We start from the raw sequence: 14,617 nt of genomic DNA on the forward strand, positions 1-14,617 counted from the left end.
TTCAGCTTGCTGTTGTTGCTTTCGTCTGGTGTTTTTATTTTTAAAAACGATCAGTTGGGGGTAAGGGATTTGTTTGCTGTTTTGGGTTTGATGGTTAGTAATCAATTTCATTGTGTCGTTATAACGCAATTAAATCGTTTAACAGTGTTAAGTTATCAGGCAAAAAAAATGCTTATTTCATAGAGGCAATAATACCGCCGATGGCATCTTTTAAAACCTGTTTGTTCATTTCGTCCGATGTTAATTTACGGGTCATGTTGATGGAAATTAATCCGTGAACTACCGACCAGCAGGTGTAATATTTCGTATCCACATATTCCTCTGTTCTTTTGTCTGCCGGAATAATTTCTTCTATTTTATCCCAGAGCATATTCATGGGCTTCTGTATATCCGGACACATATTCTGCATAGCACAACAGTTCACTTCCACACCGTACATCACCTGGTACAATTCTTTTTCTGCAAAGGCGAAATTCCAGTAAGCCAGCCACATTGCTTCCAGTTGCTCGGCCGGGTCGCTGTGTTCGCTGATGGCCTGTTGCATCAGGTTACCCAGCTTTACATAGCCCTGCCTGGTAAGCTCGTTCAGGATGGCATCCTTGTTGGCAAAATATTCATAAATAATGGGTGCGGTATATTCAATCTTATCCGCAATTTTACGCATGCTCAACGCCTGCCATCCCTCTTCTTTTACGATGTCAATAGATGCCGCCAGGATATTATTCCTTGTGTCATCTTTCAATCGTAAAATTCTGTCTTTACTGGCCATTGTGGTTTACTCCTTTACAGCGGTTAAATAATCTAACACTGTTAAGCAAAGGTAATAGTATTTAAATTTAACTGCCAAATCTTTTTTTGGATTTTAACAAAATGGAAGTCAGAACACGATTTTATTAATTAGGGATTGGCAGGAAAAGTCAGAACAAGATTTATTTGATTTTAGGATTGGCAGGATTTGCGAATTCTTGTTGGAGGCCCGATCAAATTTCTAAACCTTAAACACGATTCAGTTGATTGTAGGAGTGAAAAGTTTTACCTATTTGTTGTTGCATACACCACCAAATTTTATAAGCAAATTAATCCTGTCAATCATTTAATCTTATGAATCGTGTTCAGATGATTGGTAGGATTTACCAATTTCTTATTATACACACGATTAAATTCTAAACTTAACCCACCACAATTTATAAGCAGCCCATCAGCAATATTGTAAGCTTCGCAATAATTTATGGCCTGTGCCTTATGCACAGCATCCAATTTCTCAAGTGCCTTTATCTCTACCATTACTTTTTCCTCCACAAAAAAATCAACACGTCTTTTACCAATATTAATGCCATCGTAATAAATAGGCATTTCCAATTCCCGCAGAAAAGTTAAACCTTGTTTCTGCATTTCAATAGCCAAAGCCCGTTGATAAATTACTTCCTGAAAACCGTTACCCAATGTAGTATGAACCTTCATTGCACAACCAATGATGAGGTGCGTAATTTTATCAACCTGCTCTTTAGTCATCTTGTGAGTGTTAATTTTGTAAATTTATCTTGTCAATATTCATCCTGTCAATCATCTAATCGTATCAATCACATCCTGGCCTTCCACATCCTGTCAATCATTCAATCTTATAAATTATGTTCTGACAACTTACGCAATCAAATTACAAAAAAATTGAGTGTTGTTGTACTGAAAATATTTCTCCCCTCACTCCACCCGACCCTTCTCCTCATCAGAAGCATTATCATTGTGTTTGCTCTTTCTTGCAAAGGTAGATTTCCCAAAGCGCCAGGTAAAGCCAAGCCCCATACGTTGCGTATCTGTTTCGGTGGTTTGAAAATACTGCGCCTGCTTTACACCCAACGACTTGTTGTGGTAAATCCAGGAATGAAAGATATCATCGAACGCAACGCGGATGCTGGCTTTGTCTTTCCATATCTTTTTTTGTACGGCTGCATTTACACGTACCATGCCACTGGTAATTGCCTGTCCGTTTAAATCCCGGCTGGCATAATAGCCACCAAAATCTGCACTCCACCCATTATTAAACCGCAGTTGATTGAGCAGGTTGATGCGGGCCACATATACGTTGGTGACCAGGTTTTCTGTATACGCTTTTCCGTTCAGGCCCATGTGCGAAAGCAATATGTCCAGGTTCAGGTTCCACCATTTAGCGGGCGTTAGTGACAGGCCTGAGTTTAATAAAATCATATAGCCCCGTGCAATGTTTTGTGGCCGCGTAATAAATATGGAATCAATGGCCTGCGTGGTTTGAAAGATCACATTGGTAAACCTGTTAAAACTTAACGCGGTGCGAAAGAGTTGTTTGTGGGTGTATTTTAATTCGAGCCGGTACTGGTATTGCGGGTTCAGCATGGGGTTACCTGCGGTGTAAGAATATTGATCACGAAAAAATACAAAGGGATTCAGCAACTGGTAGTTGGGCCGGTTGATTCTTTTTACCGCCAGCAAATTCAATGTGTTGTTACCGATGCTATCCAGTTTATAACTAAAGTACAGGCTGGGAAATACACCGGTATAATTTTTACTGAAGCTGCTGTCGCCTGCCACGCCATTGCCCAATTGGTTGCCCCTAAGGTTGGTGTTCTCTATTCTAAGACCAGATTGCATGCCCCAGCGCTGCCAGTTTTTTTGCCCGTTTACATACAGCGCATTGATGTTTTCATGGTATTTAAAATGGTTGGACCGGCTGTAATCAATCACCGGTATTTCCGTCATCCTGTCAAAATAGTTCACCACGTTATCATTATCAACTATGGATGATTTGATACCGGCTTCCACTTTGGCTTTGTTTTTAAGCGGATGCACATAGTCTGTCTTGGCGCTGTAAATATTGAAGGACGATGGTGCCAGGTATTGAAATTTAGAAGCCTCATTTAATGTGCCATCAGGTTGAAAGATAAAATTTTCCAGTAGCTGGTTGCCATCGGTTTTATAATGCAGGTAATTGATATCTCCTGATAATTCACGTCCGTTATCATTCAGCTTGTGTACTACGCTCAGGTTGATGCTGCCATTGCTCCTGTTATCACCACCTGTATTATTGCCAGCACTTATACCCATCAGCTGATCATTTTTATTGTAGTTCTTTCCGGCAGCACTAAACCAGCCGTTTCTTTTGCCACCATTAAAATTCAATACCACACCATAGGTTGTTTTTTGTGTGATGGCATAATCCAGCCCCAGGTTAATATTAGCCCCCTGGGTTTTATATTGCTGGTTGTTTGATAAGGACAACACCGAACTTAATGCACCGTCTGCGGTATAGAATTTACGGTCAAATAAATCATTGGTATAATTCTGCTCTTTATTAAAACCAATATTGGCAAACAGGTTTAGTTTTTTACGGTTGTAATTTAAATTTACCGCATCGTTCAAACGGACATACCTGCCCTGCGAGTAGCCCATAGAAATATTGCCTGTAAAACCGGCCATCCTGTTTTTCTTCAGTCTTATGTTGATGATGGCATTACCGGCGGCATCATATCTTGCCGGCGGATTATCCATCAACTCAATTTTGTCCAGCACGCTGCCGGGCAGGGATTTTAAATAGGCCGCCAGGTCTTGTCCAGACATGTAGGTTTGCCTGCCGTCAATCAGTACCAATGCGCCCCTTCCATTCAGGTTAATACCATTGTTTACACCAATAGTAATGCCCGGCGTTTTCTCCAGCACTTCCAGCGTATTGCTGGTAGCGCTGCTGATCATCGCATCCACATGTACAACGGTTTTGTCAATTTGCTGCTCTATCAGCGGGCGCCGGGCGGTTACTGTAACGCCGGTCAGATCGGTGTTTTTTGCAGGCACCATAACTACAGGCGGCAACAACATGTCCTGGCGTGAACTATCTACCGTAAACAAGACAGGCACAAATTGCATTTGACCAACAGCTGTAACTATCAGTCTGTAGGCACCTTCGCTAATACCGTTCAATCTGAATTTTCCATTATCGTTTGTAAGTGTTTCTTTTATGATGGTAGAATCTTTTGCATTTACCAGCCTTATCGTTGCTGATGAGATGGCTTCGTGTTTTGTATCGGTTACCGTACCAGCCAATGTTACGCCTGTTGTTTGGGCAAACAGGATAGTGGTAATAAAAAGGAAGCATATAAACGAGCTGATAACTTTCATTTTTTTTGTTTTACTGAGTGATTGAATAATGAGATACAAATATTGCAGTGAACAAGCGGCCTGTAAAACAATTGTGTTGTACATTGTAAAACGGCTGACGGAATGCAGCTGAACGTGGTTGAATAAATTGGAAAGCCCGCACACACTTTCCGTCAGTGCAAAAAGCATATTCGTCACAGCAATTTATGTAAGGACTTACCTTGGTGCATATTTGCATTATTCACCAACAGGTAAATAGCAAAATAATGAGCGAAATCAAACCTACAACACAGGATGTTTTTTATGGCAGAAAACTATACATCCTCTTAGCGGCCATTGCTTCCGTTCCGCTGTTTTTAGCCATTGAATCGTACGTAAGAGCAATCGGCGTGCATGAAGATGAACAGGTAGCTACCGCGGCTACCATGTGTTTTATTGCGGGTATTTTTGCAGGCCGTTACCTGGCGCAAATCTGGACACATCAGCTAAAATCAGCTCCCAATGGTGTGATTGTTTTGCTGGTTACAATTATAATAGCCTGTATTGGCTGGCTTTTTTTTCATGCTGATTTTCCTTTGCAGGGCAGGGTTGCCATTAACTTAATATTGTTCTGGTTGCCCTTTGCCGTTTGCAGTTTAGCCTTGGGTATGCTGATAAAAATTGTAAGGGCTTATACACAAAACAGGCTAAGGGAAGCAGAAGCAGCAGCGGCGCAGAACAAGAGTGAACTGCATTTACTGCAATCGCAACTGAGCCCGCATTTTTTGTTTAATACACTTAACAACATGTATGGGCTTTCCCTGACCGAGCATGAAAAAATTCCTCCGCTATTATTGAAATTATCAGACCTGCTGAGGTATACAGTGTATGAAGCCAATGAAGTATTTGTACCGCTAAAAGATGAGCTGAATTATATTGATAATTACATCGCCTTTGAGCAGATACGACTTGGTGACCGGTTGGTCTTAAATATGGATATAGAACCCGTTACAAGTGCTGATATAAAGATTGCGCCGATGTTGCTGATTGTGTTTATTGAAAATGCATTTAAGCATTCCCGCAATTCGGCGGCTCAGCAAATATTTATTACCATCAGTTTAAAAATATGGGGAAATTTGATATTGTTTTCTGTAAAGAATTCACAAAGCAAAGAGAAGGAAGAACGCCCGCAAATAGACAAACACAGCGGTTTTGGCCTTGCCAGTGTAAGAATAAGACTGGATCTTTTATACCCTGGTGAACACCAGCTAACGATAGATAATGCCGAAGAATTATATACGGTTATGCTGCAGTTAAAAATGAAATAACATGAATCAAATCAATTGCCTGGTAGTAGATGATGAACCGATAGCAAGAAGGATTATTGAAACCTATTGCGGCCACCTGCCCTACCTGTCAGTTATTGCCTCCTGCGGAACAGCACTTGAAGCAAAGCATGTTTTACAACAGCAAAAAATTGACATTTTATTTTTAGATATCAACATGCCCGTGCTGGATGGCATATCTTTTTTAAAAACCTTGAAAGTGCAGCCGCAGGTAATCTTTACCACGGCTTATAAAGAATATGCGCTGGATGCATTTGACCTGGCAGCCTGCGATTATTTACTAAAGCCCTTTTCGCTGGAGCGGTTTATCATTGCGATTGACAAGGCGGTAGAAAAATTACAGCCTCAATCACTGCCCGCTTCTGAAGCCGTTGATACAAAAACAGATGAGTATATTTTTATCAAAACTGATGGCAAAATTTTTAAGATTCAGTTCAATGATTTGCTGTATGCAGAAGCTAGTGGGAACTATACTAAAATAGTTACTACGCAACAGTTGTTGCTGCCAACCATGACGTTTTCAAACTTTGAAGAACAGCTTCCACACAAGCTTTTTCTACGGGTGCACCGTTCCTTCATTATCAACAAATCTAAAATAAGCCATGTGGAAGGCAACCGGGTGTTTATCAATACAACTGAAATACCGATTGGTATCAATTATAAAGAAGCGTTTTTAAAAGAGTTGGGATTTTCTTCCTGATGCGACTTAATAATTACAATGAGTTGAACGAATATTTTTCCGGAAAATAAGTCATACAAAAAAACCTTCTTTCGAAGGTTTTGCAATGGATAATGGTTTCAGTTTAAACAGGATTGGGATTGGTTTCATTGGGTATCGGGTTTCATCGGATAATGTAAAGTTGCAACGATTTTTGAAAAAGATTTGTAGTACGGGATATCAATAGACTGTAGCAACAACCTCTTTTATCCATTGCACAAATTTCGACGCGGCAGTTTTTTGTTGAAACGAAGCCAACAAAGAGGTTGCAAATAAACGGCTGGATGGAATTAAACTACAAACACCAGGATCATTGTGCCTCCCTCATTTTCTTCACATAAATTTCAGCACGGTAATTTTTCATGGTATTAACCTTCTCACAAAAATTATAAAAAAAGAATTTCACTTCAGCTTTTGGCTGTTTGTTTGCTGCAACCATTACAGACGATCGTATGATAAGCGGGATTTATTTTCCTGCAAATAAAGATTGCTAACCTTATCATAAAAATGTTCTTGACTACTATCAGCACCAGCTCTAATAGCCGTCATTGATCATTACCTGCCGGGTGTCTACTTTTAAAAAAATATTGGAAATAAAATTTAAAAATTTAGTATATGGAAACTATAACCGCCAAAGATGCCATTACAGTAATCATGGAAAGAAAAAGCGTACGTAGCTACACTGGTGAACCGGTAAGCAAAGAAGATATCGACATCATTCTTCGGGCAGCCATGGCAGCACCGGCAGCCATACATTTACTTCCCTGGAAATTTATTGTGGTAACGAACAGGTCGACATTGGAAACACTGGCCGAAGGCTTGCCCTTTGCACGGATGATCAGCAATGCAGGTACCGCGATCGTTGTGTGTGCTGTACCGGAAGAAGCAGCCATGAACAGCGAAGCCTTTGCCATCCTGGATTGTACCTGTGCCAGCGAAAATATTTTACTGGCAGCCGAATCGCTGGGCCTGGGGGCCGTATGGACTGCCACCTACCCCAACAAAGAACTGATGGCTTTTGTAAGAACTACCCTGGGCATTCCGTCCAACGTTATTCCGCTGAATGTAATTCCTATCGGTTATCCACGGGGCGAAGAAGATGCCCAGGATAAATTTGATCCCAGGAACGTTCACTGGCAAAAATGGTGAGCAAAAAAACGGCAGCACGGTTTATCAGCGACTGCGGGCCATTCTGCAGGCAAGCGTGTGCAACATAAACAGCAAAGGCTTCAATTTATCAAAGGGATATTTATAAGCATCGCAATGCCGGAATGTACGCTTTACTGGTGGCTGTAATTGCGGAAGCAATAAATTACCGGATTAAGATTGTTAGGATTTCACAACGGCTGTTTGCGTGAATAAACACAAATAAAAAAACCTTCTCACCGAAGGTTTTTTCATAGATAATGTTTCAGGTTTTGTTAGGATTGGCTGGTCTCAGCAGGTATCGGATTTCAGTACATTTGCTGCTGTAAATATCCCCCCTTTTTTAAAAAAAATTGTAGTGAATAAAGTAAACAGTGTGTAGAAAAATACCTACTCTTCAGCAACGGGCACACATGGCATATTAATAATTATTATTCAGATCAATAGCCAACAGCGCCAGCGAAGAGAAATTTTTGAAAAGCTGTAACCTTCTTGCAGCCATTCGGTTTTACCTGCTGTCCATTATTTTGGCAGGCGCTTACATTATTTCTTTATTAAGCAGCAAGGATGGCTTATAATTTGTTAAGACTGCAACAAGATGAAGCGATTTAAAAACAGTTTTTTTACCTGGCCGTAATCGGGGGCTTCTCTGTGCTGATTTATTGCATACTCCGTTGGGGTATTCAATTGCAGCAGGGCAGGGCCATCGCTGTGCCTGAAGGTGGTAAAGATAAATGGCAGGATTTTATCAACTCCCTGGTGAGTAACCTGGAGCATCCCCTGGCATTGCTTTTGGCGCAAATCATCACCATCATACTCGTGGCCCGTTTGTTTGGATGGATATGTAAAAAAATCGGGCAGCCTTCCGTAATTGGTGAATTGTAGCGGGTATTGTACTTGGCCCTTCACTGGCAGGTTTACTTTTCCCGGGCTTCAGTGCCTTTCTTTTCCCGCCGCAGTCGCTGGGCAACCTGCAGTTCCTGAGCCAGATTGGCCTGATACTTTTTATGTTTATCATTGGCATGGAACTGGACCTGAAAGTGCTGAAAAATAAAGCCCATGAAGCGGTGGTAATCAGTCATGCCAGTATTATTTTTCCTTTTGCGCTGGGTATCGGCCTGGCTTATTTTATCTACAATCATTTTGCTCCCGCAGGCATCAACTTCGCTTCGTTTGCCTTGTTTACAGGCATCTCCATGAGCATTACGGCCTTCCCGGTGCTGGCCCGTATTATACAGGAAAGGGGCATTCATAAAACAAGACTGGGCACCATTGTAATTACCTGCGCCGCCGCAGATGACATTACCGCATGGTGTATACTGGCAGCGGTAATTGCCATTGTAAAAGCCGGCTCATTTGTAAGTGCCTTATACACCATTGCACTGGCCGTGTTGTATGTATTGCTGATGATAAAAATAGTACGGCCTTTTTTAAAACGTGTGGGTGATCTCTATGTAACCAAAAAGAACATGAGCAAGGGCATTGTGGCGATATTTTTTATCACACTGATCATCTCTTCCTATGCCACCGAAGTGATCGGTATACATGCCTTGTTCGGGGCCTTTATGGCGGGTGCTATTATGCCCGATAATGCCCGGTTCAGAAATATTTTTATTGAGAAGATAGAAGATATTGCACTGGTTTTGCTGCTGCCTTTATTCTTTGTTTTCACCGGTTTGCGTACGCAGATTGGCTTACTGAATGATGTGTATTTATGGAAAGTTACCGGCATGATTATACTGGTAGCGGTAACGGGTAAATTCATTGGAAGCGCTGTAGCGGCAAAGGTGGTAGGGCAAAGCTGGAAAGACAGTTTGGTGATTGGCGCCCTGATGAATACCCGCGGCCTGATGGAACTGGTGGTACTGAACATTGGGTATGACCTGGGGGTATTGAAACCTGAACTTTTCGCCATGATGGTGATTATGGCTTTGGTGACTACATTTATGACCGGCCCTGCATTGGATTTGATTGCCTGGGCCTTCCGCTCCAACAACAGGGCAAATAAAACAAATGCATTAACCGATGACCAGTACAATATTTTAGTATCTTTCGGCAACCCGGAACGTGGCAGATCTTTATTTCGGCTGGCCAATGACCTGATAAAAAATACAGCCAAATCAGCCGTCACCGCCATGCACCTGTCACAGGTGAATGATCTTCATTTGTACAATATTGATGCGTATGAAAAAGAGAGTTTTGCACCCGTAATTGAAGAGTCGGCAAACCTGCAACAAAAAATCACTACCTTATTTAAAGCTTCCGCCAATATCAATGCGGAAATTGCAGAAGTGGCCAATAAGGGCAATTATGATTTGCTCCTGATTGGTGTGGGCCAATCAATTTATGAAGGCAGCCTGCTCGGGAAAATTTTAGGCTTCACTACCCGTATCATTAACCCCGAGCGCTTAATGGACCAGGTAGCTGGCAGGGAAAGCCTTTTTGAAGACTCGCCTTTTGATGAACATACAAGACTGATATTATCCAAAAGCAATATCCCCGTGGGTGTGCTGATTGATAAAGGATTTCAGCAGGCTGATATTGTATTTGTTCCTGCTTTGTCTGAAAAAGATGGCTGGCTGGCTGAATACATTGAAAAGCTGGTACACAATGCCGGCTCCATTATTACCGTTGCTGACGGATGCCAGGTTTTGCAAAAAATAAGAGTATTGGCCATCGCAGGCGAAGAAGCAGAAGACACTATCAACGATGATATTCAATTTGTAAATGAACAACTGGTTGACAGCACCTTTTTGCAGCAGCAAAGCCTGATGGTAATCAGTGAAGAAAGCTGGCGAAAACTAATTGAATCAAAAAGCGACTGGCTGGCGAATATTCCTTCAACACTGATACTATCGTCGGGCATTAAACAGGGTACCAGGTGGCTGGGCTAATGTTGTATTCATTTTACCTTATATCAAATAGTGTTTCACTGTTTTATACAAATGAAAAAACCTTCGCAAAGGAAGGCTTTTCATAGACATTTTTTTAGTTTAAACAGGACTGGATTGGATCGGTTTTGGTTTTTGTTCGGTAGGAATTGGATATTTGTTTGATGATGTAAAGATGCAACCCTTTTTTAAAATAATTTGTAGTGATTAAAATAGATATCCTGTAGCTAAAATTCTACCTGTATTTGCCTCTCTCAATCGTACCGTTTCTATGAAATATTTTTACAGCAAGCCGAAACGTTAGACAGGAAGGGCGCACATTTTATATGAAAGAACATTTATCTTTTACCCGGCAGCTTTACAATGTTAATCCAGAAGTCTTCTACTTTTTCAATAGCGGCCGCAAGGGAGCCTTTTGTATTTTTAAAACAGGCAGATTTCCTTTTTTTATCCGGGCTTTTTTTTCCTCAATCGTTTCCTGTTGCAGTGAAACGATTTCATCCATTAATACATTCAAATCAGTCTCCTCCCATTCTTCATTGCCTTTTCCCACCAGCGAAAAGTCCAGCAAATCAAGGATAATCTGGCGCATGCGTTTGGCACCATTTACAGCAAAGCCAATGTACTGCCTGGCTTTGCCGTCGAGCACATCGCTGTATCTCAACTCCAGCTTGGTAAGAAAACTGGTTACCATACGCAGGGGCTCCTGTAAATCGTGCGAAGCAACATAGGCATACTGTTCCAGCTCTTTGTTGGAAACAGCCAGTTCGCTGGTTTGCTTTTGCAGGCTTTCGTTTAACCTATTTAACTGAATTTCGTGCTGCTTACGTTCGGTGATGTTTTTAAAATATACAGACAATCCGTTGGGAGCAGGATAGGCAATTACCTCATACCAGACGGCGCTTCCTTCTACAAACGTTTCAAAACGCTGCACCCTGTTTTCACTGACTGCAAGGTGATAATACATATAAGCAGGCCTGTTTATCGCCTCCGGAAAAACTTCCCAGATATTCCTTCCAATAACATCACAGACAGGTTTATTTAATTCCTTTTCAGCAGTTTTGTTCCAAAAAGTAATCAACCAATTTTTATCGAGCGTAAAAAAAGCATCGTCAATACTTTCTAATATGCTGGCTTTTTCTGCCAGTACATTCATTACGGCAAGCTCTGCTTTCTTACGGGCATCAATATCCTGGAAAGTACCAAATAGTAATACACAACGGCCATTGCTCATTTCTGCCTGCCCAATACCGCGTATCCAGCGTTCATTTCCCTTAGCAGTTATTATCTGCAATTCCTCATCCCATGATATACCTTGTTCAACGGCCTGCTGTATAACGGAGGTAATTTTATCCCTGTTAAATCCTGCTTTGTAAAAATTAATTCCATTTTCCATGGTCGGGACAAAATCATCGTCCACTTCATGAATTACCCTGGTAATTTTAGAAAAAAACACGGTATTACTTGCCATGTCTACTTCCCCACTACCGATCCGGGCCAGCGTATTAGCTCTTTCCAGGTTTTCTTCCAGTGATTTTTTGTCTGTAATGTCTTTGGCCACAGCAAACACATGGCCGTCGGGCGAAGGAGTAGAGCTCCATGAAAGCCATTTTATTTTGCCTGCTTTTGTAATAAACCGGTTTTCAAACTGCAGGGTGGTGTTACCATTTATCAATTTTGATGTAGCCGCTATAGTTCCATCCCTGTCTGCAGGATACACCAGTTGTATAAAAGGTATGGTGAGCAACTCCTGTTGCGTATACCCCAGCAATTCGCTGGCCGCCCGGTTTATTTTTGTAAAGTAACCTTCCTTATTGCCAATGCAAATAATATCCGGGGCAAAATTAAATACCTGGTTCAACTCCTCTTCCAACTGCTTTCGTTTAATCTCAGACCCCAGGTGCGGTCCCATTTTTTCAAAAAGCCGGGTAAACTGATTATCCCACAGATTCTCCTTACCAACACCAATTAACAGTACGCCGATAACTTCATTTTTATGTGTTAACGGAAAAGCATGTACCGACTGTAGCCCGGCTTTTTCTGCCGCCTCCCTTCGTGTAAACTGTCCGTGTGCCGCGGGGTTTTTCCAGTGTTGTGGCGTTTCCTGCATCCAGGTTACGCCGGGCAAACCCTCTCCTTTTACAAAAGTCTTTATCCCGCCATTGGCTTCATAAAATAGTACGGCTTCGCTGGTTTGTGAAAAACAGGCCGCAAGATTGATCGCTATTTTTTCGGGATCTGCAAGCCAGATTTCGGCCATCACAAACGGACCAAATTCTACTATTTTATTGAGTACTTTATCCAGTTTTTCCTTTAGCAGCGCCCTTTCTAAAAAAGCCTGGCTTACTTCCGCAGACAGTTGTTTTTGAAGCTCTTCATTCCTGATTGCTGTTACATCTCTTTCAATGGCTATCCAGTGGGTAAACCAACCGGTTTCATCAGCTACCGGTTTTAATGAAAAATTGATCCAGAAAGTCTCTCCATTTTTTTTGTAATTGATGGTGGTAATTTCGCAGGGCTGCCAGTTACGGATGGCATCACTTAATTTTTTCAATTGGGTTTTGTCTGACCTCGGCCCCTGCAATATCCTGGGCGATTTGCCTATCACCTCTTCTGCTGTATACCCAGTCATCTGTGTAAAGGCTGTATTTACATATACAATCCTAGGACCCGGTTCATCAAAAGGCTCCGCCTCAGTTATTAACACAGCATCACTTGCGCTGTCAATAAAGAGTTCAAGTAATTTCAACCGGTTCTCTTCTTTTTTTCTTTTGGTAATATCCTGCATGGCTCCTACCATCCTGGTGGCTTTACCACTTTCATCTCTTATAACAAACCCCCTGTCTGCAACATAAGCATAGCTATTGTCCGCTTTCAAAAAACGGTATTCATCTATCCATTTATCTGCTCTCCCATCTATAGCTTCTGCAAGGTGCTTGAGCACGCGATCCCGGTCCTCTGCATGCAGCCGGCTGCTCCAAAAGTTACCATTGATCAGCTCCTGCGCTTCATATCCAAATAGTTTTTGCATGCCAGCTCCCCAATACATGGTATCTGCTGTAACATTCCAGTCCCAGATGGTATCAGAGGTGGCTTTTGTCACAAATTCAAAACGCTGGTGGCTCTCTTCCAACTCTCTTTCTTTTCGTTTGCGCTCCGTAATATCCCTGATAAAAACTGAAATACCATTGGCCGAAGGATAGACATGATTTTCCTGCCAAAGATCAAGCGGTGCATAATAATCCTGGTTGTACAGGTATTTTTTTTCCGCCATCACCTGGTGAAAAAGATTCCAGGTAGCGGAACCAATTGCGCCGGGAAAAACTTCCCACACATTTTTGCCAATGAGTGATACTGGCTCATGATTTATTAACTCACCCGCCGCCTTGTTGATGTATGTGTAACGCCAGTTGTTATCCAGGGAAATAAATCCGTCATCAATGCGCTGCAGAATTTCTTCCATACTATTTTTTTCAGTTAGCAGATCATTGGTTCTTTCCAGTACCCGCTGCTCCAGCTCCCGGTTTAGATTGGCCAGTTTATCGGCGGCTTGTTTTTTCTCAACCAGGTCAATACTTACTTTGCGTATAAAAAATACCAAAAGCAACAAAACAAAAATGATGACCAACAACAAAATCCTGTTGAGTTGAACCATCTGCCTTTCGTTTTTCTGCCGTCTTTGGTTCAGCAATTCATTTTCGGTACTTTGAATTTTTGCAACAAACAATCTCACTTTATCCATCAGTTCTTTCCCTCTTCCTGAACCTATAAGTGCCAATGCGGCATTCATGCCCTTTGAATCATACATGGCTATCATACGGTCGGAAAATGCCAGCCGCTCATGTATATATGCAGTTAAGGTATCGGTCCTGGCCAGTTGGATTGAGTTATCCCTGACGAGCGTTTTCAACTTTTCAAGTTCCGCAGGAAGTTTCTTTTTAGATAAAGTCAGGGGCTCCAGAAAAGCCCTTTGCCCGGTTGCGGTATAGCCTCTTGCCCCTGTTTCATTATCCAGCATTAAAGTAAGCAGATTGCCTGATTGAATCAATACATCCTGGGTATGTGACACCATTTGCGTGGTGTCTTTCAACTTGTTTGATCCGTTAATGGAAGCGATAATAACTATTCCTATTATAATTAACAGCAAGCCTATTGATACTATAAGCAGTATGCCGGAAGATAATTTTTTTCTCAAAAGGTTGATGATTTAAGGAACGAAGACTTTGTAATTTAAGACTTTATTTAGTTAACCACTTCATCAGTTAGTCAATCAAATTAAAAGGTAACAGGCGAATGCAATTAATAGTTCATCCGGGATGTATCTTGTATGGCAGACTTCACTTAATTTGCTTACTCCAGTAATGCTGAATTAAAGCTATTTTGTTTTTTCAGGCTATTAACCTAACTAAATTTAA

9 protein-coding genes are annotated in these 14,617 nt (G+C 41.6%); 5 read left to right on the top strand and 4 right to left on the bottom strand.

Going from position 1 to position 14,617, the window contains the following annotated elements; genetic code table 11:
• Positions 1 to 172: 172 nt before the first annotated feature.
• The 3 genes from QWZ08_RS26165 to QWZ08_RS26175 all read right to left on the bottom strand — a co-directional run bounded on the left by QWZ08_RS26165 (position 173) and on the right by QWZ08_RS26175 (position 4,143).
• On the bottom strand, positions 173 to 769 hold the full coding sequence (locus QWZ08_RS26165) for a TetR/AcrR family transcriptional regulator (protein ID WP_290340672.1): 597 nt from the start codon (positions 767 to 769) through the stop codon (positions 173 to 175).
• A 320-nt stretch (positions 770 to 1,089) separates the two neighbouring features.
• Positions 1,090 to 1,512: a GxxExxY protein gene (locus QWZ08_RS26170; RefSeq protein WP_290340673.1), complete on the bottom strand. Its 423-nt coding sequence runs from the start codon at positions 1,510 to 1,512 to the stop codon at positions 1,090 to 1,092.
• Positions 1,513 to 1,698: 186 nt separating this feature from the next.
• Complete coding sequence (locus QWZ08_RS26175) at positions 1,699 to 4,143, bottom strand: outer membrane beta-barrel protein (RefSeq protein ID WP_290340674.1); 2,445 nt, start codon at positions 4,141 to 4,143, stop codon at positions 1,699 to 1,701.
• Positions 4,144 to 4,388: 245 nt separating this feature from the next.
• Here QWZ08_RS26175 and QWZ08_RS26180 point away from each other — a divergent pair, with 245 nt between their 5' ends.
• The 5 genes from QWZ08_RS26180 to QWZ08_RS26200 all read left to right on the top strand — a co-directional run bounded on the left by QWZ08_RS26180 (position 4,389) and on the right by QWZ08_RS26200 (position 10,205).
• Positions 4,389 to 5,429, top strand: coding sequence for a sensor histidine kinase (locus QWZ08_RS26180; RefSeq protein ID WP_290340675.1), 1,041 nt, complete (start codon positions 4,389 to 4,391; stop codon positions 5,427 to 5,429).
• Between the two features lies 1 nt (position 5,430).
• A complete protein-coding gene (locus tag QWZ08_RS26185; RefSeq protein WP_290340676.1) occupies positions 5,431 to 6,147 on the top strand; it encodes a LytR/AlgR family response regulator transcription factor in 717 nt (238 codons plus the stop codon).
• A gap of 633 nt (positions 6,148 to 6,780) precedes the next feature.
• Positions 6,781 to 7,314 (top strand): nitroreductase family protein, encoded by a 534-nt coding sequence (locus tag QWZ08_RS26190; protein WP_290340677.1) that lies wholly within the window; start codon positions 6,781 to 6,783, stop codon positions 7,312 to 7,314.
• A 648-nt stretch (positions 7,315 to 7,962) separates the two neighbouring features.
• Positions 7,963 to 8,196, top strand: a complete 234-nt coding sequence (locus tag QWZ08_RS26195) for a hypothetical protein (protein ID WP_290340678.1) — start codon at positions 7,963 to 7,965, stop codon at positions 8,194 to 8,196.
• Between the two features lie 23 nt (positions 8,197 to 8,219).
• Positions 8,220 to 10,205 (top strand): cation:proton antiporter, encoded by a 1,986-nt coding sequence (locus QWZ08_RS26200; protein WP_290341192.1) that lies wholly within the window; start codon positions 8,220 to 8,222, stop codon positions 10,203 to 10,205.
• A 379-nt stretch (positions 10,206 to 10,584) separates the two neighbouring features.
• On the opposite strand, the gene QWZ08_RS26205 is transcribed toward QWZ08_RS26200, so the two are convergent.
• Entirely contained in the window at positions 10,585 to 14,397 is a 3,813-nt protein-coding gene (locus QWZ08_RS26205; RefSeq protein WP_290340679.1) for a PAS domain S-box protein, read from the bottom strand.
• Positions 14,398 to 14,617: the final 220 nt, after the last annotated feature.

Source organism: Ferruginibacter paludis, from assembly GCF_030409685.1.
GTDB classification, from domain to species: Bacteria; Bacteroidota; Bacteroidia; order Chitinophagales; family Chitinophagaceae; genus Ferruginibacter; species Ferruginibacter paludis.

Excerpts from the sequence above, each read along its gene's own strand:
- QWZ08_RS26185 (WP_290340676.1), top strand. The coding sequence starts at position 5,431 with ATGAATCAAATCAATTGCCTGGTAGTAGATGATGAACCGATAGCAAGA.
- QWZ08_RS26175 (WP_290340674.1), bottom strand. The coding sequence starts at position 4,143 with ATGAAAGTTATCAGCTCGTTTATATGCTTCCTTTTTATTACCACTATC.
- QWZ08_RS26170 (WP_290340673.1), bottom strand. The coding sequence starts at position 1,512 with ATGACTAAAGAGCAGGTTGATAAAATTACGCACCTCATCATTGGTTGT.
- QWZ08_RS26180 (WP_290340675.1), top strand. The coding sequence starts at position 4,389 with ATGAGCGAAATCAAACCTACAACACAGGATGTTTTTTATGGCAGAAAA.
- QWZ08_RS26165 (WP_290340672.1), bottom strand. The coding sequence starts at position 769 with ATGGCCAGTAAAGACAGAATTTTACGATTGAAAGATGACACAAGGAAT.
- QWZ08_RS26190 (WP_290340677.1), top strand. The coding sequence starts at position 6,781 with ATGGAAACTATAACCGCCAAAGATGCCATTACAGTAATCATGGAAAGA.